The organism is Pseudomonas sp. EA_105y_Pfl2_R69 (genome assembly GCF_963970915.1).
In the GTDB taxonomy this organism is placed as follows: domain Bacteria; phylum Pseudomonadota; class Gammaproteobacteria; order Pseudomonadales; family Pseudomonadaceae; genus Aquipseudomonas.
Window position 1 is genome coordinate 337,421 of the sequence record NZ_CAXAOO010000002.1, and the last position, 18,847, is coordinate 356,267.

18 protein-coding genes are annotated in these 18,847 nt (G+C 60.2%); 9 read left to right on the top strand and 9 right to left on the bottom strand.

Annotation, left to right across the window (positions count from 1 at the left end; genetic code table 11):
• Positions 1-4: 4 nt before the first annotated feature.
• The 7 genes from AACY13_RS07365 to AACY13_RS07395 all read right to left on the bottom strand — a co-directional run bounded on the left by AACY13_RS07365 (position 5) and on the right by AACY13_RS07395 (position 6,262).
• Positions 5-463, bottom strand: coding sequence for a hypothetical protein (locus AACY13_RS07365; RefSeq protein ID WP_339460430.1), 459 nt, complete (start codon positions 461-463; stop codon positions 5-7).
• Between the two features lie 82 nt (positions 464-545).
• On the bottom strand, positions 546-1,211 hold the full coding sequence (locus tag AACY13_RS07370; protein ID WP_339460431.1) for a response regulator transcription factor: 666 nt from the start codon (positions 1,209-1,211) through the stop codon (positions 546-548).
• 62 nt (positions 1,212-1,273) lie between these two features.
• The gene (locus AACY13_RS07375) at positions 1,274-1,834 is read right to left on the bottom strand and encodes a PQQ-dependent catabolism-associated CXXCW motif protein (protein ID WP_339460433.1); all 561 of its coding nucleotides are present in this window, start codon (positions 1,832-1,834) and stop codon (positions 1,274-1,276) included.
• Between the two features lie 318 nt (positions 1,835-2,152).
• Positions 2,153-2,944: an ABC transporter permease gene (locus AACY13_RS07380; RefSeq protein ID WP_339460435.1), complete on the bottom strand. Its 792-nt coding sequence runs from the start codon at positions 2,942-2,944 to the stop codon at positions 2,153-2,155.
• Between the two features lie 340 nt (positions 2,945-3,284).
• Positions 3,285-4,013, bottom strand: a complete 729-nt coding sequence (locus AACY13_RS07385) for an ABC transporter ATP-binding protein (RefSeq protein WP_339460436.1) — start codon at positions 4,011-4,013, stop codon at positions 3,285-3,287.
• Positions 4,010-4,981 carry a YVTN family beta-propeller repeat protein gene (locus tag AACY13_RS07390; protein ID WP_339460438.1) on the bottom strand — a complete coding sequence of 324 codons (972 nt, stop codon included), beginning with the start codon at positions 4,979-4,981 and terminating at the stop codon, positions 4,010-4,012. Before AACY13_RS07390 ends, AACY13_RS07385 begins: the two co-directional genes overlap by 4 nt.
• 87 nt (positions 4,982-5,068) lie before the next feature.
• Complete coding sequence (locus AACY13_RS07395; protein ID WP_339460439.1) at positions 5,069-6,262, bottom strand: ABC transporter substrate-binding protein; 1,194 nt, start codon at positions 6,260-6,262, stop codon at positions 5,069-5,071.
• 313 nt (positions 6,263-6,575) lie between these two features.
• Between AACY13_RS07395 and AACY13_RS07400 the strand changes: the two genes are divergently transcribed.
• From AACY13_RS07400 to AACY13_RS07425, 6 genes are all read left to right on the top strand, one after another.
• Positions 6,576-7,013: a copper-binding protein gene (locus AACY13_RS07400; RefSeq protein ID WP_339460441.1), complete on the top strand. Its 438-nt coding sequence runs from the start codon at positions 6,576-6,578 to the stop codon at positions 7,011-7,013.
• 3 nt (positions 7,014-7,016) lie between these two features.
• A complete protein-coding gene (locus AACY13_RS07405) occupies positions 7,017-8,282 on the top strand; it encodes a HAMP domain-containing sensor histidine kinase (RefSeq protein ID WP_339460443.1) in 1,266 nt (421 codons plus the stop codon).
• A 147-nt stretch (positions 8,283-8,429) separates the two neighbouring features.
• Positions 8,430-9,080 (top strand): response regulator transcription factor, encoded by a 651-nt coding sequence (locus AACY13_RS07410; protein ID WP_339460445.1) that lies wholly within the window; start codon positions 8,430-8,432, stop codon positions 9,078-9,080.
• Positions 9,081-9,328: 248 nt separating this feature from the next.
• Complete coding sequence (locus AACY13_RS07415; protein WP_339460447.1) at positions 9,329-10,138, top strand: hypothetical protein; 810 nt, start codon at positions 9,329-9,331, stop codon at positions 10,136-10,138.
• A gap of 74 nt (positions 10,139-10,212) precedes the next feature.
• Complete coding sequence (locus AACY13_RS07420) at positions 10,213-12,522, top strand: AAA family ATPase (protein ID WP_339460448.1); 2,310 nt, start codon at positions 10,213-10,215, stop codon at positions 12,520-12,522.
• A gap of 99 nt (positions 12,523-12,621) precedes the next feature.
• Positions 12,622-13,185 (top strand): hypothetical protein, encoded by a 564-nt coding sequence (locus tag AACY13_RS07425; RefSeq protein WP_339460449.1) that lies wholly within the window; start codon positions 12,622-12,624, stop codon positions 13,183-13,185.
• A gap of 373 nt (positions 13,186-13,558) precedes the next feature.
• Here the strand turns inward: AACY13_RS07425 and AACY13_RS07430 are convergent, their stop codons facing one another.
• Both AACY13_RS07430 and exaA read right to left on the bottom strand, forming a co-directional pair.
• Complete coding sequence (locus tag AACY13_RS07430; protein ID WP_339460450.1) at positions 13,559-14,206, bottom strand: pentapeptide repeat-containing protein; 648 nt, start codon at positions 14,204-14,206, stop codon at positions 13,559-13,561.
• Positions 14,207-14,343: 137 nt separating this feature from the next.
• Positions 14,344-16,215 carry a quinoprotein ethanol dehydrogenase gene (gene exaA / locus AACY13_RS07435; RefSeq protein WP_339460451.1) on the bottom strand — a complete coding sequence of 624 codons (1,872 nt, stop codon included), beginning with the start codon at positions 16,213-16,215 and terminating at the stop codon, positions 14,344-14,346.
• Between the two features lie 316 nt (positions 16,216-16,531).
• On the opposite strand from exaA, the gene pedF reads away from it, so the two are divergent.
• The 3 genes from pedF (at position 16,532) to AACY13_RS07450 (ending at position 18,816) form a co-directional block, all read left to right on the top strand.
• A complete protein-coding gene (gene pedF / locus AACY13_RS07440) occupies positions 16,532-16,951 on the top strand; it encodes a cytochrome c-550 PedF (RefSeq protein ID WP_339460453.1) in 420 nt (139 codons plus the stop codon).
• Between the two features lie 5 nt (positions 16,952-16,956).
• Entirely contained in the window at positions 16,957-17,895 is a 939-nt protein-coding gene (locus AACY13_RS07445; RefSeq protein ID WP_445262543.1) for a transporter substrate-binding domain-containing protein, read from the top strand.
• 171 nt (positions 17,896-18,066) lie between these two features.
• Complete coding sequence (locus AACY13_RS07450) at positions 18,067-18,816, top strand: quinoprotein dehydrogenase-associated SoxYZ-like carrier (protein ID WP_445262553.1); 750 nt, start codon at positions 18,067-18,069, stop codon at positions 18,814-18,816.
• The last annotated feature ends 31 nt before the right edge of the window (positions 18,817-18,847 follow it).

Here is an 18,847-nt window from a genome sequence, read left to right on the forward strand (position 1 = left end):
GGCCCTATATCGGCCGTGACCGCAGCAAGCCGTACAGGGTCAGCAGCAGCGCCAGGATGATGGTCAGGCCGCACAGTTGCAGCAGGCCACTGACCAGCAGGCTGTCGGTGCCCAGGGGCGGCGGGAACTTCTCGTTGAGGGTCGGCATCAGCGGCGAGGAGCGGCCGATAAAGGCGGCGACCAGACCGGCCGCGCCATTGCTCCAGGTGCCGAGCTGCAGGGTCACGAACCAGCAGCGCAGGGCGATTGGCTTGAGCGTCATCTCCTTGATCAGGAAGGCGAACACCACCATCAGTACGCCATTGGCGGTGAATTCGATGTGCGCCATGACGATGCCGCGAAACCATTCCACCGCGGCAGGCGGGATAAAGCCAATCAGGCAGCCGACGCTGATCTGCAGCACCCCGAGCAGCAGGGTCCAGCGCTTGAGCTGCATCTGCAAGCGCGTGGCTGGGCGAGTCATGCTGAGCTCCTGGCCATCGATGAGCGCCGGTTAGCGGCGTCTGGGGAGGCGCATTCGGCTGCGCCTGCCGTCGGTGGCGGATTCAGCGGCGCAGGTAGGCGGCGAAGTCGATGTCGCCTGCAGAAAGAATAGCCTGCACGCGGTTATGCACATTGAGTTTGCGCAGGATGGCGGAGACATGGGCTTTGACCGTGGTTTCGGCGATATCCAGGCTGTAGGCGATCTGCTTGTTGGATTCGCCCTTGGTCATGCGCTCGAGCACCAGTAGCTGCTTACGGGTCAGGGCCTGCAGCAGCTCCGGCGGAAAACTGGGGTGCTCGGAGTGGCTGCGATGCGAGCTGCTTTTCTGCGAGCGGATGATATCCGGCGGCAGGTAGACGTTGCCGTCGAGGATCTGCTGGATCGCCTCGGTCATCTGCGCTCGCGGTGAGGACTTGGTGATAAAGCCCACCGCGCCGTAGGTGATGGCCTGCAGCACGATCTGCTTGTCCTGCTCGGCGGAGACGATCACCACCGGGATGGTCGGGGCTTCGTTGCGCAGGTTGATCAGGCCGTTGAGGCCGTGCATGCCGGGCATATTGAGGTCGAGCAGGATCAGGTCGAGGTCGTCGTTCTCCAGGGTCAGGGCCAGGGCGCTGTCCAGGTCGGCTGTTTCCATGATCTCGCTGCCGGGGAAGCCGTCGCTGATGACGTTGTGGATGGCTTCGCGAAACAGCGGGTGGTCGTCGGCAATCAGAATTTTGTACATGGCCTTTCACCTCATTGTTTTGATTATGGTGTGGCTATAGCCGCAGGGAAATCTTTGCACGGTCACGGCATGACGAGCGGTTGCGCGGGGATCATGGGCAGGCCGGCCTGTTGCCAGCCGTCGATGCCGTCGCGGTACCAGTAGAGGTTGCGGTAACCCAGGTGATGGGCGCGTTTGCTGGCATTCCAGCCGAGCCAGCAGTCCGAGCGGCAGTAGAACACCAGCGGCCAGGCTTTGTCGCCCTGGCTGGCCTGCTCCAGGTAATGGCTGAAGTAGGCCTGCCATTGCGGGCTCAGCTCGCCGTCGCCGGTATTGGCCAACCATAGGCTGCCGGGCAGGTTGGCGTGTACTTCGTCTTCGATAAATTGGCCGTGCCGCCATGGCCGGCGGTACACGTCGATCAGCCGGGTGCGCGGCTGATCGCGCAGCAGCTGCTGCAGGGCCGGGGTGTCGAGGGTCTGGCCATGCTCGGTCTGGGCCGGCGTGGGGCTGCGGTAATGGCTCAGGCGGTAGCCATCGGCGGAAAACAGCGGAGCCTCGGCCTGGGCCAGCCAGGGCAGGCTGCTGCCCAACAGGCCGCAGAACAGCAGGAAAGCAGGTCGTGCCAGCAGGGAATGCTTCATCGCCTTTGGTCTCGGTTCTTTTTATAGGCGTATTACAGAGCAAAGCTGCTGCTTTGGAAATTCTCCATTGGAGAGGAAAAGCAGTACCAAAGTAGTAAAAACCACCCCCGGCAGAGCATGCGGCCTCTGTAGGAGCGGCAGGGACGCCTAGGCCATGCCCGCGAATGGCGCGGCGCGGTTTGGCGGCAGAGCACGGCTAGGTGGTGTTGGGTCGGCAGGGTGCGGCCTGGAGACAATCGTGGCTCAAGTCCCTGCCACGGGGTATGCGCTGTTTGTAGGAGCGGCCGGGCGGCGTTCCGCTTTAGCCGCGAATGGGTTTTAGCTGGCGCGGCGCAGGGCGGCGTGTTGCGGGTTGAAGGTGAGCACCGCGAGCACGGCGAACAGCGCGGTCAGGCCCAGGCAGATCAGTAGGGCGGACAGGCTCAGGCGCTGGTAGAGGGCGAAGCGCACCAGCTCCACCGCATGGCTGAAGGGGTTGAGGGCGCACAGCCAGTACAGCCACTCGCTGGCCTCGCGCATCTTCCACAGCGGGTAGAGCGCAGACGACAGAAAGAACAGCGGGAAGATCACGAAATTCATCACCCCGGCGAAGTTCTCCAGTTGGCGGATGCCGTTGCTCAGCAGCAGGCCCAGGGCGCTGAGCAGCAGGGCCACCAGCAGCAGCGCCGGCAGGGCGGCGAGCAGGCCCCAGAGTGGCGGCTGCACGCCATAGAACCAGGCGATGGCGAGAAAGGCGTAGACCTGCAGCAGCGAGATCAGGGCGATCGCCAACAGCTTGCTGGCCAGCAGGAAGGCCCGCGGCAACGGGCTGGTCAGCAGCACGCGCATGCTGCCCATCTCGCGGTCGTAGACCATCGACAGCGAGCCCTGCATGCCGTTGAACAACAGGATCATGCAGGCCAGGCCCGGGACTATGTAGGTCTCGTAGGTGATGTAGGTGTCGTAGGGGGCGATGATGGCGATGCCCAGCGCCGCGCGAAAGCCGGCGGCGAACACCACCAGCCACAGCAGCGGCCGCACCAGGGCGCTGAAGAAACGCGAGCGTTGCAGCACAAAGCGCAACCACTCGCGCTGCACGATGCCTTGCAGGCAATACCAATAGGCATTCATGGGCGAGTCTCCAACGGACGATGCGGGTGGGTAGGATTGCGTTCTACCCGTGGGAGCGGTTGGGCGGCGCGGCGCAGCGTAGGGTGCGCCGTGCGCACCAGGGTTGCAGATGCCGACTGGGGCTCCGCGTATAGGGCGACTGCTGCCACGCTGCGAGCTGTCTGTAGGAGCGGGCCATGCCCGCGAATGGGATTTGAATGCCCGCGAATGGGCGTCGAATGGTCAAGCGAATCGCGGCCATGGGCCGCTCCTACGGGATTGCGTTCTGCCTGTGAGAGCGGTTGGGTGGCGCTGCGCATCGTAGGGTGCGCTGTGCGCACCAGTGTTGGCCGCCAGGCGTTCATGCTCCCGCCTCGCTGGCGGTAAGGCGAGCGAAGGTGGCGGACAGGCTGGTGTCGTCGGCACCTATCTGGCTGGCCGGGCCCTGGGCCACCAGGCGACCGCGGTTGAGAATCAGCAGCTCGTCGCTGGCCTGCACTTCATCGAGCAGGTGGGTGGTCCACAGCACCGCCAGGTCATCATCGCGGCACAGCTGGCGCACGTGCTGGTTGAGCGCCAGGCGGCTGGCCGGGTCGAGGCCGACGCTGGCCTCGTCGAGCAGCAGCAGGCGCGGGCGGTGGAGCAGGGCGCGGGCGATTTCCACGCGGCGGCGGTGGCCGCCATTGAGGTCGCGAACCTTGTCGCCCCGGCGTTCGCCGAGTTGCTGGCGCGCCAGTTCCTCGTCGATCCGGGCCTGCGCCGCGCGCCGTGGCATGCCGTGCAGGGCGGCGTGGTAGCGCAGGTTCTGCTCCACGCTCAAGTCCAGGTCCAGGGTGCTCTGCTGGAACACCACGCCGAGCTGACGCAGGGCCTGGCGCGGCTGGCGGCGCAGGCTGCAGCCGAGCACCTGGATCTCGCCCTGCTGCAGGTCGTAGAGGCGGGTGAGCAGGGCGATCAGGGTCGACTTGCCGGCCCCGTTAGGCCCGAGCAGGGCGGTAAAGCGCCCGCACTCGAGCCTGAAACCGACGTCCTGCAGGGCCTGGCGCGGGCCATAGGCAAAGCCGACGGCGCTGACCTCGAGGGCATTCATGGGGTGACCACCACGCCCCAGGGGTAGCGACCGACCTTGATCGACTTGCTCACCTTGAGCGAGTCCACCTCGATCACCGAGACGTCGCCGCTGACCCCGTTGGTGGTCAGCAGGCGTTTCTGGTCCGGGGTAAAGGCCATGTGCCAGACGCGCCGGCCGACCAGCAGGTAATCCAATATCTCGTAGCTCTTGGCATCCACCACCGCCACATGGTTGGCCGGGCCGAGGGCGACAAAGGCCAGCTTGCCGTCGTCGCTGAGTTTGACCCCCACCGGCTGCACCTTGTCCGGGTGCACGCCCTTGATCTGGAAGGTCAGCACCTTGTCGATCTGCCGGCTGGCGACATCGACCACGCTGACCGTGCCGCCGATTTCCGCCGAGGCCCACAGGCGCTTGCCGTCCTTGTCGAACTCGACATGGCGCGGGCGCTGATCGACCAGGGTGTTGTCGACCAGGGTATTACTGCTGGTGTCGATCCAGTGCAGCATATTGGTGGTTTCGCTGGTATTGACCGCCCACTTGCCGTCCGGGCTGACCGCCATGCCTTCCGGCTCGACGCCGACATCGATCTGCGCCAGCACCTCGTCGCTCTGCACATCGACCACGGTGACCAGGGCATCGTCCTCGTTGGAGATATACAGCCAGCGGTCGTTGCGGTGCAGGGCGAACTGCTCGGGGTCGGCCCCGGAGGGCAGTTCCTTGATGATCTGGCGCGTGGCCAGGTCCATCACCTGGACCCGGTCCGAGTCGCTGGCGCAGATGTACAGCAGCTGGTTGTCGCTGGACAGCAGCAGGCCGCGCGGGCGCATGCCGACTTCCAGGGTGGCGGTCACTTCGAGGCTGTCCAGATCGATCACGCTGATGCTGTCGTCCTTCTCGTTGGACACGTAGGCGGTGGCGGCGACTGTGGCCCCGGTGCCGATCAGCAGCGTTGCGCCGATCAGGGTGGCGAGCAGGGTCTTGTGCATGGGGTGCCTCCTATTGTTCTTGGACGAGGATTGGTGCGCACGGCGCACCCTACGGGCGGGGCTGCGTAGGGTGCGCCGTGCGCACCATCAAGTACGGCTGCCAGCCAGATCACAGCTCACTTCCGGTTGATCGAAGCCGAGGCTGTCCAGCTCGCTGCTGGGGTGCAGAAAGCCGTCTTGCGGCGAATTGCTGACCAGGGCGCGGGGGTGCACCAGGGGGATGGGTTGGCGCAGCTGGCCGTTCCAGCTGCGGAAACTCAGCTTGCGCCCTTTGAAGCCATCCAGCGGCAGCCGGTCGCTGAGGGCCAGTTGCTGGATCGCCGCAGCGTCGCTGGCGCGCAGCTTGCTCACCGCGCTGGCGATGCTGCGCACGGCGATCCAGGCGGCGTAGTCGCGGTCGTTCATCCAGCGCCCGGCGTGGGCCTCGAAGCGCTTCTGCAGCTGCGCCGCGCCATAGGTTTCCACGGTCTTGTGCCAGCCGGTGGCGGTCAGGCCCTGGGTGCCGGCCACCGGGCGCGGGTACCAGGTCTGGTAGGGCAGGTATTCGCCGAAGTCGCCGCGCTCGTCGGCCACCAACACCACGTCGTATTCCTTGGTCTGGGTGAACAGCGGCATCTCCGCCTGGGCACTGCGGCGTTGGTCGTTGTCGAAACTCCAGGGCTTCTCGGCGACTATCTGCTGGCCGAAGCGCTTGGCCGCGCGCTTGAGCGCCGCGGCGTAGGCCTGGTCGTCCTCGGTGGGGCCGCTGATCAGCAGCCAGCGCGACCATTTGCGTACGCTGAGAAACTGCGCCAGGGCATCGGCGAGCATGGCGCGGCTGGGCAGGGTGTGCAGCACGTTGGGCAGGCATTCGCTCTGACGCAGGCTGTCGTCGCGGCTGCCGGCGTTGAGCAGCAGGCTGTCGTCCAGACGCCGGCTGAGCTGGCGCAGGGTGGCGGCGGGGGCGTTGACCACGAACAGGCGCAGGCCCTGGGCATGCAGTTCGTCGGCCGCCTCCAGCAGGCCGGCGCTGTCATCGTGCTGGGCGCTGCTCAGGCTATAGCTGTGCTTGAGGAAGCGCCCGGTGCTGTTGCTGTCGGTGATCGCCAGTTCGGCACCGCGCAGGCCGGCGTCGCCGGGCTCGGGGATGACGTTGGACAGCAGCGGCCCGGTGTCCGGGATATAGGCCAGGTAGCCGATGCGCACCTGCAACTCGGCGGCCGCGGTGGCGGCCAGGCAGGGCTGCGCGAGGCCGAGGCTGGCGACGGCGCAGAACAAGAGGTGGCGGCTGATCTGGCGCATGGACAACTCCTGAGGCGGTGTTGTCAGCATAGGAACAGCAGGCGGCGGGGGAAATATGCCCAAAGTAGCGATGGGCTCGTACCAAGGTCGTAGGCGCAAGGCGCGGGGTGCCCCTGCGGACCGCCGGTGCCGATGGCGGATAGCCCGGTGCAAGGCCCTCCAGCTCGGCTTGCCCGGCGCTCTGTGGCACCTGGCAACAGGGCTTGCAGGCCAGTCCAAAGTATCAGGCGGGCGCGACCAAGGTAGTAGGCCGGCGTGCGCCCGGCGGTTTTAGGATGGGGTCGCCAACTCCAACAATAAAAGGTACACCCCCATGTCTGTGTTCAAGACGACCGCCCTGGCCCTGATTCTGCTCAGCAGCCTGCTTGGTTTCGACCCCCTCTATGCCGCCGGCGATCTGACCCGCATGAGTACCGCGCTGCCGGAGCTGCGCCTGGGCAGCGAGGCGAGCGACTACAGCATGTCGCAGCACGAATATCAGCTGGAAACCGGCAAGGCCTACAACCTCAAGATCATCGCCAGCGGGCAGAAGGAATACGCCTTCCAGGCTCCGGAGTTCGCTCACTCGATCTTCCTGCGCAAGGTCGAAGCCGGCGGCGTGGAGATCAAGGCGATCACCCTGACCGAACTGGAATTCGAGGACGCCGGCGAGGCGGAGATCTTCTTCGTGCCAATCAAGCCGGGCAAGTTCCGCTTCTATGCCAAGGGCCTGGAAGGCAAGGGCATGCAAGGCCAGTTCGTGGTCAAGTAAGGCATGACGGCGCTGTGGCGGATCAACCTCTGGGTCACGCTGTTCTTTGCCCTGCTGGCATTGCTCGGCGCGGCCCTGCTGCTGCGCCAGGGCAGTGCCGATGTACAGCGTGAGATGCGCGCCGCCGAGACCATGATCGAATACCTGCAGGTGGCCGCCCTGCGCGACCCGGCCAGCCTGCACGGCGGCCTGGCCGGTAACCTGCGGCATGTGCGGGTGACCCCCGTGCCGGCGCAGGGCGTTGTGCCGCCTGCCGCCGAATCCGCCCTGCAGCAGTGGCTGGCAGCTCATCTGTTGCCAGACGCTGGGCCGGCGCTGCAGCTGCAACTGGACGACGGCCAGCGACTGCAGATTGCCCTGGACCCCGCCGATGAAATCGAAGAAGTCTGGGATTCGCTGCTGCAGCTGCTATTGCTCAGCCTGCTGGCCTGGCTGGTCAGCCTGCTCAGCATCGCCTGGGCCGTGCGCCGCGGCTTGCGCGTGCTGGATGAACTGCTTGCGGGTTTGGCGCAGGTGAGCCAGGGGCAGCTCGATGTGCGCCTGGTCGCCCACCGCATGCCCGAAGCGCGTAGCCTGGCCGGGCGCTTCAATGCCATGGCCACCACCCTGCAACAGGTGCAGGCCGACAACGCCGAACTGACCCAGGCGTTGATGGCCCTGCAGGAGCAGGAGCGCGCCCGGCTCGGCCAGACCCTGCACGACGACCTGGGGCAGTACCTCACCGGGATTCGCGCCCAGGCCAGCCTGCTGCAGATCGTGGCCGAACAGCCAGAGGCCGTACGCAGCACCGCGCACAGCCTGGAAGGCCACTGCGAACACCTGCAGAACGGCTTTCGCGCCTTGATCCGCGACCTCTACCCGGTGGTGCTGGAGCGCTTGGAGCTGGACGCCGCCCTGCAACTGCTGACCCAGGACTGGCAGAGCGCCCAGGGTATTCGTTGCCGTTTGCTGTTGGGCGAGGCCTTGCCCGACCTGCCGTTGCCGAGCAAGGCACACCTCTACCGCCTGGTACAGGAAGCGCTGACCAATGTGGCCCGCCACGCCCAGGCCAGCGAGGTGCGCATCCGTTTGCAGTACCAGGGTCGGCGCTTGCGCCTGCTGGTGCGCGATAACGGCCGTGGCGCGCAGATGCCGCAGCGCGCCGGTATCGGCCTGCGTTCGATCAGCGAGCGGGTGCGCAGCCTGGGTGGCGTGCTGCGCCTGCACAGCCGGCCGGGTGCCGGTTGGTTGCTGTGCCTGAGTATTCCGGTGGGGAGGGCGAGCCAATGAACATTGCCATGTCGTCAGCTGTTGTCGAGACAACCGAACCCTGTAGGAGCGGGCTTGCCCGCGAGTCGGAGCCAATGGAAAAACATCGCGGCCAGTGTCGCCTGTGTCCGCGCAGAGCCCTTCAGCATTGTTGATCAGGACATAGCCATGAAAATTCTACTGGTGGACGACCACGCCGTAGTGCGCCAAGGCTATGCCAGCCTGCTGCGAGCCATGTTGCCCGAGGTCGAGGTCAGCGAAGCCTGTGACGGCGAGCAGGCCCTGGCCCAGGTGCAGGCACAGATTCCCAGCCTGGTGATCATGGACCTCGGCCTGCCCGGCATCAGCGGCCTGGAAACCCTGCGCCGGCTGCGCCAGCGTTTGCCGCAGGTCCGCGTGCTGTTCTTCAGTATGCACGACGAACTGCCGCTGGTGCGCCAGGCCCTGGAGGCCGGAGCCCTGGGCTACCTGACCAAGACCTCATCGCCGCAGGTGCTGATCGAGGCGGTCAAACGCACCCTGGCCGGGCACGTGTATATCGAACAGGAGCTCGCCACCCACCTGGCCTGCAACCGCGGCCAGGACGGCAGCCACGACCCGCGCCTGCAGGGCCTGACCCAGCGCGAGCTGGAAATTTTCGTGATGCTGGCCAAGGGCATCCCCAACCGGCGGATCGCCGAGCAACTGTGCATCAGCAGCAAGACCGTCTCCAACAACCTGACCCTGCTCAAGAGCAAACTGCAGGTCGACTCCCATGCCGAACTGGTGCACCTGGCCATCGACACCGGCGTGATCCGGGTGGGGCTGGAAAGCGCCTGAAACGGCGAGGCCGCCAGGTTGCAATGACCTGAAGGCGATGCACGGGCTATACCGTTATAACCAGTGCGGCAAAAGCACCATTCCTTATCACGCTGGCCGCTGCCTGCGGGCTCGCCGCACGCCGTTGATTCGGTGTAGATTGATGGCACTGGGCCATGGCGGGCATACGGTGTTAGACCGAATTCTCGTGTAATGGATTAATGTGGAATTCCATCTAATTACTGTTGGTCATCAAGGGAAACGCGGTCATGGAATCGCAGCTTTATAGACTTGTCTTGTTCGTTATGTTGCTGCTCAGTCAGGTTGCTATGGCTGAGTCGACACCAGGGCCGACTGCTCCCACTTCTGTGGCCGCTGCAATTCAGCCGACTTCTGATTCTTCTCAAAAAGGAGAAATCCTTCTTCTGAAAGCTCAGCTGCAGACTATCCGTGAATATGAGCAGCAGTTCCTTTCAGTCGTCTTGTGGTCACTTGGAAGCATTATTGCTTTGGCTGTCGGGCTGGCGGCATTCAATTGGTATTCAAGCAAGATCTCCTATGAGAGGGATCTTGAAGCCCTGTCTAGAGAAAATCGAGGTTTTCAGTCGGAACTCAAAGCACTTCTTCAGCACGAAGTTGATGAAAAATCCTCAGCCTTGATCGAGCGGCTTGATAGCCGCCAAAGTGCTATTGAATCTACGGTAAAGAAAAGTATCGAGAAACAGCTCGGAGAATTGTCCTCGCGGGTTGGCTCTCTAAATAAGAGCCTTGTAGATTTGGAGTACAACGACACAGAGAGGCAAGCCGAAGCTGCGCTAACCGAGAAGCGTTATTCTTGGGCCATCTATAAGTATGCGGAACTCATTTTGGTTTCAATTCGTCAGGGTTCCGATCACTATCAGGCAACTGAAATAATCGACCGGATTCGGGACGTCTTGGATAAGAACAATCCGAGTCTTTCGGCCAACGATGTCTCTCACGCGATTGCGTCTCTCAATAAATTATCCGGCAGTCTGTCGGCTCCTGCTGAGGGTTTGATCGACGTGATCAATCGGCACTATCAGAGGCCATCGAGTTGATACCCAACAAACGCACCTGAGCTCAGGTGTTATACGCCTATCGAGAGTTGAGTGATTTATAGGTCAGGGATCATATGTCAATAAAAAATATTAAAAAACTAAAGCAGTTCGGTATCTTCCAGAGTTACACGAACGCCAATGTCAATGATTTTGGAAAATACAACCTGTTTTACGGCTGGAATGGCAGCGGTAAATCTACGTTGTCAGGCTTGTTCCGGTGCATCGAAAATAAAGTCATTTCAGAAAAATTTCCTTCCTCTGAATTCACCGTAAGCATAGACAGTGGTAAGGAAATCACACAGACGAACATTGCAGAATCTGATCTAAACGTCTACACCTTCAATCATGACTTCATTGACGAAAACATTTCATGGGACAGCGTTGTCAAAAGCATTTTGCTTGTAGACAAAGCCAAAATTGAAGAGCGCGAAAAGCTGGAAGAACTGAAGAAGGCACAACACGCCGATTCCGAAGTGTTTAGCAAAGAAGCCGAGAAAATTAAAAATCTTGAAGATACAGTTTCAAAATTTGGAACTGATAGCGCAAGATACATAAAAACAAGCCTTCAGTCGATTGATACGACTGACCGCTATTATCTTAATTATGATAAACGTAAGTTTGAAGCGTTCATCGCTGTTAACCTTGAAGCCACAAAAACTGATATTCCGCTTCTTGGTGAAGATAAAATCATCGAGCTGACCAACGCTGCTAAACCAGATCAAAAGAATCCAATTGCCTTTACCCAGCAGAGCATAAGTCAGGGGGCTTTCGCCAAAGCGAAAGAGCGCCTTGATGATCTTCTAAAGACCAGCGTGGTCAGCAAAACAATTCAACGTCTTGTTGAGCATGGTGATATTAAGTCCTGGGTAGAAACTGGTCTTGATCTTCACAAGCACCACGATACAAATCAGTGTGAATTTTGTGGAAATACTATCACAGAAGAACGGACCAAACAGCTTGAAGCCCATTTCAATGACGATTACAAAGCCTTTCAAAACAGACTTGTTATGGCTGATGGCTGGCTTTCCGGTCAATACATGCAAGCACCTGCTCTACCAGCGGCAAGCGACTTTTACGAAGAGTTAAAAAAGGAATACAGTGATGCATGTATAGCCTTGGAAAAAGCTATAAAATACCTAAACGAAGAAATATCAGCTTGGCATACTACCTTGAAGGAGAAGACCGGAAACCCGCTTGAAACAGGCCTTATGGTCGAAGCGATCAACGAATCTTCAATAAAGGCTTTTAACGATGCTATGACCGCGATTAGCACAGCTGTAGGCAAGCACAATCACAAGTCAGGTAACTTCAAAGAGGAAACAGACAAAGCCAAGAAGCAGCTTGAAGTTCATTATGCTACAACAGAGGTTAAGGCTTTTGGCTATCACGACAAGAAAAAGGAAATTACTGATCGCACAAAGGAAAATAGCATCTTAAAAACGACCATAACCAATCGTAAGGTTGAAATTCAAGATCTTGAAGATTTACTATCAAATGAAGGCTTGGGGGCTGGCCAATTTAACGAATCACTTCATAAGTTCCTTGGTCGAAGTGAATTAACTCTTCACTTCAATCCAGTGGAAAAAGGTTATGAAATTCTTCGGAACAATTCTGATTTGGTTAAGGGGAATTTGAGCGAGGGTGAAAAAACAGCTATTGCGTTTGTTTATTTCATCACCAAGCTAAAGGAAAACGATAACAAAATGGAAAACACCATTGTTGTCGTAGATGATCCAGTATCAAGTTTTGATTCAAATCACCTATTTCATGCATATTCGTTTTTGCGTAGTAATTGTGATAAGGCAAAACAGTTGTTTGTGTTGACGCACAACTTTACTTACTTCAAATTGGTTCGTGATTGGTTCGAAGGTGCAAACCGAAATAGGAGAAGAAAGAGTCCCCCTAAAGACCCGAATGCGTTTTTTTACACAATTGAATCGTCAACAGCTATTCCCCGTCATTCCACATTTAAAAATGCTGACTCCAGCTTGGTGAATTACAATTCAGAATATCATTACATATTTTCAAGGCTGCATGCATACAAAGACAGCCCTGAATTGTCGCGAGACGAAGCCTTCTTAACAGCGAATCTTGCGCGAAAGTTACTTGAGTCGTTTTTTAGTTTCAAGTATCCAAAGCATCGAAGTGATATTGCACAGCTTATGGCTTGTGGCTTGAGTGGTTGTGAGATCACAGATGAAGCCACAAAAGAAAAAATTTACCGTTTCATTAATAAATATTCTCACAGTGTCGTTATTGAAATTAACGAGGATTCTTCGGAAAATCTTGTCGGTGAAAGCCAAAATTTAATTGGTGATATTTTTACTTGGCTTCGGGAGGTTGACGAAGTTCATTACAACGAAATGCTTGAGGTTGTTGCATGATTGGTATAGGCGTATAACAAGCCACTGCACTCGGAAATTTTACTTGCTTCGCTCCCAAGATTTCGGTGAGTGGAGCGTTAGGTTCACAAAGGAGTACGCATGGAAGCCGAACAAGTAATTAATCTAGTCGAGATATTGGCGTGGCCTATAACTGTACTTGCAATTCTCTCCGCGTTAAGGGCTCCGCTTCTAAAGCTAATTGCACGAATTAATGCAGTTGAAGCGGGTGGGGTAAGAGCTGAATTCGGCATAGAAATTTTTGAGATGCGCCAGGTAGTCGAAGATAATGGCAATATAAACGAATTAAAGGTTTGCGACTCCAAAGGAAGCCAGCTACAAAGACTCGCTGAACTTTCGCCAAACGGTGCCGTGGTAGATGCTTGGCGTGAGGTTGAACTGGCAACAATATCTGCAGCATTACACAACAACCTAGAGGTTAGGGGGGCTAAAGGTCGAGTCTCTGGAAACGCAGCGGTAAGAAAGATGAGAGAGCAAGGGCTAATACCCCAGTCAACATATGAGTATTACATAAAGCTTAAAGATCTCAGAAATAAAGCTGCACACAGCTCTGAAACAATCGAATCTTCCGACGCCAAAGAGTATTCTTTAGTTGCTCTTGATCTGGCATCAAAATTCAGAGAGATACGTAGTAAGCCTAGTTAGTGGTTCGAGTTGTTCGCCTAGCTCACTGAGACGGGCTAAGTCCTGCTCTTAATCAAACGTTAGCAGAAAAATATGCGCGATCTTCGAGGAACCCAAGTAGTCGCAGAAGACTTAAGGCGGCTATATCTAGAAATCAATACCTCCAGAAGGTATCCATTTAAATTTCGGCAAGTTTTTGAACAATATATTTATAAAAGCCAGCAAGTAGCCCGAATATCGATGGTGGACAAGCTGCGCGTTGTCCACCCTACGCGGTAACCGGTTTTTGTAGGGTGGACAACGCGCAGCTTGTCCACCTATAGACGCAGCTACTCACCGATCAGGATTAGCCTGATCTCAGCCAATCGATCTGTCTCCGAACGTCCATAACAGTCTAATCCCAGGTCGGCGGGCAGGCTTTGCAGCCCTGCATATTGGCTCCCTGGAAGTTGCCGTAGTGGGTGCGGCTGCCGCTCAGGTCGGCGTTGGCCAGGTTGGAGCCCGAGAGTTTGACTTCCTGCAGGTTGGCATCGGTCAGGGATGCGCCCTTGAGGTCGGCCTTGCTTAGCCAGGTCATTTCCAGGTTGGCGGCGTGCAGTTGGACGTTGTGCATGCGGGCGGCGGACATGCGTGCGAACTCCAGGTCGGCGGCGCGCATATCGGCATTGTGAAATTGCGCGGCCTGGGCAAACAGGCCCCAGCCGCGAATGGCTACCAGGGTGCTGTCGGTGAAGTCGGCCTGGCGCAGGTTGCTCTGTTGCAGGCTGGCGCGGGTCAGGTTGGCCTTTATCAGCCGGGCCTTTTCCAGGTTGGCCAGGTTGAGGTTGGCGTGGCGCAGGTTGGCCCCGGAGAGGTCGGCCCCGGCCAGGTTCATCCGGCGCATGTCCTGGTGGCTCAGGTCGGCATTGCGCAGGTCGGCGTTGGGGCACTGGCTGTCGGCTTCGATGCGGCAGCCGTTGATCGTCAGCACCTGGTCGTCGGCCAGTACCTGGCAGCCGATCACCAGCAGGATCAGCGGCAGAAACAGGGTCAGGTAGTTCATGGTGATTCCTCGGGTAGGGTGCGCGGAGCCTTTCAGGCCACGCGCACCGAGGCATACGAAGTCGGGTGCCTGGCAGAGCACCCGGACGAGAGAATTGGTGCGCGCGGCGCACCCTACGGATAGGGCGCGCCGGCGACTCAGCGCTTGGCGGTGGTCTTGTCCCAGCTTGGCAGCTTGAACACCCAGAACGAGCCGCCCTGGGCGATCGGCTTGGTCAGCTCGGCCATGTCGCCGCCCCACAGTGGCACCGCGCCGCCGTAGCCGGAGGTGACGCCGATGTACTGTTCGCCATCCTGTTCCCAGGTGATGGGCGGGGAGATGATTCCGGTGCCGACCTGGAACTTCCACAGCTCCTTGCCGTTCCTGGCGTCGAAGGCCTTGAAGAAGCCGTCGCCGGTGCCGGTGAACACCAGGTTGCCCTTGGTGGCCAGTACCCCGGCCCACAGCGGCAGTTTTTCCTTGTGTTCCCATTCCACCTTGCCGGTGCTGGGGTTCATGGCACGCAGGATGCCGACGTGGTCGTCGAACAGGCGCTTGATCCGAAAGCCCATGCCCAGGTAGGCGGAGCCGGCCTTGTAGTTGGCTTCTTCGGCCCAGTAGTCCTCCTTCCAGTGGTTGGCCGGTACGTAGAACAGGCCGGTGTCCTGGCTGTAGGCCATGGGGTTCCAGTTTTTGCCGCCGAGGAAGGGCGGCGAGACTTCCACCGACTCGCCCTTGGACTCACCGGGCTTCGGCTTGGGTGGGCGCTGGCCTTGGTTTTCCACCGGGCGGCCGGTCTCCAGGTCGATATGGCTGGCCCAGGTGATCTTGTCGACGAAGGGGAAGGCGTTCTGCAGCTTGCCGTTGGCGCGGTCGACCACATAGAAGAAGCCGTTGCGGTCGGCGTGGGCGGTGGCCTTGACGGTCTTGCCGTCCTTGCCCTTGTAGTCGAACAGCACCAGTTCGTTGTTGCCGGAGAAGTCCCAGGCATCGTTAGGGGTGTGCTGGTAGAACCATTTCACTTCGCCGGTGCTGGGGTCGACGCCGACCTGGCCGGAGGTGTAGAGGCTGTCATAGTCCTTCGGCTCGCCGCCATCGCTGGTACGCGCCCAGCCGTTCCAGGGTGCGGGGTTGCCGGCACCGACGATGATGGTGTTGGTTTCCGCATCGAAGCTGGCGCTCTGCCACGGCGCACCGCCGCCCTGGCTCCAGGCGGCCTTCTTGCCGGTGGGGTGGGTGGGGTCATCCGGCCAGGACGGTGCCTTGACGTCGCCGGTCGGGGTGCTGTCCTTGCCGTTCAGGCGGCCCATATGACCTTCGACGAAGGGCCGCATCCAGACCTCTTCGCCGGTTTCCGGGTCGCGGGCGAACAGCTTGCCGACTACGCCGAACTCGTCGCCGGAGCTGCCGTGGATCAGCAGGCTCTTGCCGCTGACCTTGTCCTTCACGATGGTCGGTGCGCCAGTCATGGTGTAGCCGACGGCGTGGTCGCCGAACTTCTTGTTCCACACCACCTTGCCGGTGTCCTTGTTCAGCGCCACGACGCGGGCGTCGAGGGTGCCGAAGTAGACCTTGTCGCCGTAGATGGCCACGCCGCGGTTGACCACGTCGCAGCACGGCCGAATGTTGTCCGGCAGGCGGTGGCTGTAGGTCCACAGGCGCTGGCCGGTCTTGGCGTCGAGGGCGAAGACCCGCGAGTAGGAGCCGGTGACATAGACCACACCGTCATGCACCACCGCCTGGGATTCCTGGCCGCGCTGCTTCTCGTCGCCGAAGGAGTAGCTCCAGGCCGGGGTCAGCTTGAACACGTTCTGGTCGTTGACCTGGGCCAGCGGGCTCCAGCGCTGGGCGTTGGTGCCCATGCCGTACTGCAGCACGTTGTCGGTGCTCAGGTGGTCGCTGGCGATATCGTCCCAGGTAACGGGCTTGGCCAGCGCGCTGCCCGCCAGGGCCAGGCCGCCGGCCAGCAGCAGGCTGTGCAGGGCGAGTGCCACGGGGCGTGGCGAGCTGGGTAACGATCTTGTTGTCATGGTTGTGGTTCCCATCGTGATGAAGAAGGCAGCCAGTGCGCCCTGGTTGGCGAACCGGCGAGCCGATAGTGGAACCACGACCTGCGCGCAGAAACGGAAAAACTCCCGGATTTGCCGGGAAAATTGCCCATGGCCGTCATGACTTGGCCTTGGGTCTTAAGCCCTGCCGGCGCTCGCCATCGGCCCTACTACCAAGGGACTAGAGGTGAGCCACCAAAGCAGCATTCGTTGTTGTCCGGGGCCTTTCTAAGATGGAGATGACGAGCGATTTATTGATGTGCTCTGTGTGCATTCACAAGAAGAAGAGGTCCTGATCATGGCTATTAAAAACAACTGTGCCGGTGCGCTCCTGCTGTTGGCCTTCTCCGCCAATCTGTGGGCCCATGGTGATGTAGTGCCACAAGCGGTCAAGACCGATGGCCTGGAGCCCCTGGGCGAAGAGTGGCTGGAAGAGAACCCCTACCGAGGCAACCCCAAGGCCATCGAAATCGGTACCTCGGCCTACAACCAGAACTGCGCGGCCTGCCATGGCCTGGAAGCCATATCTGGCGGTATCGCCCCGGATCTACGTCTGCTTGAAGCCGGTGCCATGGGCGATGAGTGGTTCAAGGAGCGGGTGATCAACGGCGCGGTGCGCGACGGCCGGGTGTATATGCCGAAGATGGCCGACTACCTCAGTCAGGAAGCGCTGTGGGCCGTGCGCAGCTACCTGGAAAGCGTGGCCGTCGAGGAGTAACGGCCATGGGCCAGAATGCGCCGAGCCTGGTCGCCCTTGTGCGCCAGTGCGCTCTGTACCTGGCCCTGAGCCTGGCCATGCTGGTAGGGCAGGCCCAGGCGCAGAGTGTCGGCCGCGCGCCGGTGCGCAGCTTCGACTCGATCATCGAGTCGGGGGTGCTCAAGGTCGCCCTCTATGATGATTTCGCCCCCTACAGCTTCAGGCAGGACGGCCAGCCCCGGGGCGTCGATTACGAGGTCGCCGAGGCCCTGGCCAAAGGTCTGGGGCTGCGGCTGGAGCTGATCTGGGCACCGCCCGGGGAAAACCTCGACGCCGACCTGCGCGACTATATCTGGCGCGGCCACTACCTGCGCCCCGAGGTTCTGGCCGACGTGATGCTGCGTGTGCCCTACGACCGCGAATTCGCCTACAAGAGCAACGAATTCGGCGAGCTGGTCAACGAACTGGTGGTGATGTTCGGGGCCTATCAGCGCGAGCGCTGGCAGGTGGCCTACGATCAGCGCCGGCTCGAGGCGGTGCCGAGCATCGCGGTATTCCAGCGGCACCCGATCGGCGTCGAGGTCGACAGCGTGCCGTCGTTCTACCTGTCCTCGGTGTTCGACGGCATGCTCAGCGCCAAGACCCACCACTTCGCCACGCCCCAGGCGGCTTTTGCCGGGATGCGCAACGGCGAGGTGGACGCGGTGATGGCCATGCGCGGCGAGATCGACTGGCAGCTGCAGCAGGCCGCCGATACCAACCTGGCCCTGGCGGAAAACGCCTACCCGGATATGGGCAAGCAGGTCTGGGACATCGGCATGGCGGTGCATGAAAGCAACCGCCAGCTGGCCTATGCCCTGGAAGAAAAGCTCGAGGAACTGATCCTCGCCGGCGAACTGAAAACCCTCTACAGCCGCTACGGTCTGCGTTACGAGCTGCCGGGCCTGTATCAGGATATCGATTGACAGGTCGTTGAATAACTACCTGCGTTGGCAATACTGCGTTAAAAACGGCCTCGGAATGCTCATTTACAGCTCGTAAACTCCGCTTCCTCGGCCGTTTTTGCCTTGTCTTGCCTGCCTCGCCTACATTTTTCAACGGCCTGTTAGAAGTTGCTGCGGAGGTGGCGGATGGATCTGGACTGGCGTAGCTGTCTGTTACTGGCCCTGCTGGCCGTGCCCTGGGACAGTTGGGCGGCGCAGGATGACCCGGTCAGCTCGGTGATGTGGGAGTACCACCACGCGCGCCTGCTCGACGGCGCGCCCTATGTCTTCGACGAGCGCATCGTGGTGCAGGTGCCGCCCTTTGCCGAGGATGCCCGCCAGGTGCCGATCCAGGTCGACGCCAGCGCCTACGACGGTGAGGTGGTGCGCATCCTGGCCTGGGCCGAACTCAACCCGATTGCGCAGATCTTCGACTTCCGCCCCGGCGAGCAGGTGAGGGCGCGCCTGGCCATCCGCATTCGCGTCGAGCAGGCCACGCCGATCCGCGCCGCGGTGCTGACCCGCGATGGCCTCTGGCATATCGGCTCGGCCCAGGTCGAGGCGGCTGGCGGCGGCTGCACCGCGCCCAGTGTGGTGCGCGCCGAAGCCGGATGGGAAGAGCGCCTGGGCCAGGTACTCGGCAAGCGTTATCCCCTGGCCGACTCCAGCCGCCTGCGCCTGCAGGTCGCCCATCCGATGGATAACGGCCTGGTCGGCGGCATCCCCGAGTTCTTCCTCAACCAGGCCGAACTGCGCGACAGCGCCGGCAACAGCCTGGCGACCCTGGAGCTGTTTGCCGCCGTCAGTGAAAACCCCACCATCAGCCTGGAAGTGAAGGGCGAGGGCGAAACCACGCTGTGGCTGCGCGACAACAACGGCAATGAGTTCGAGGCGGCGTTTTGACGGGGGCGGGGTACCGCTTGGATGGCTGGTG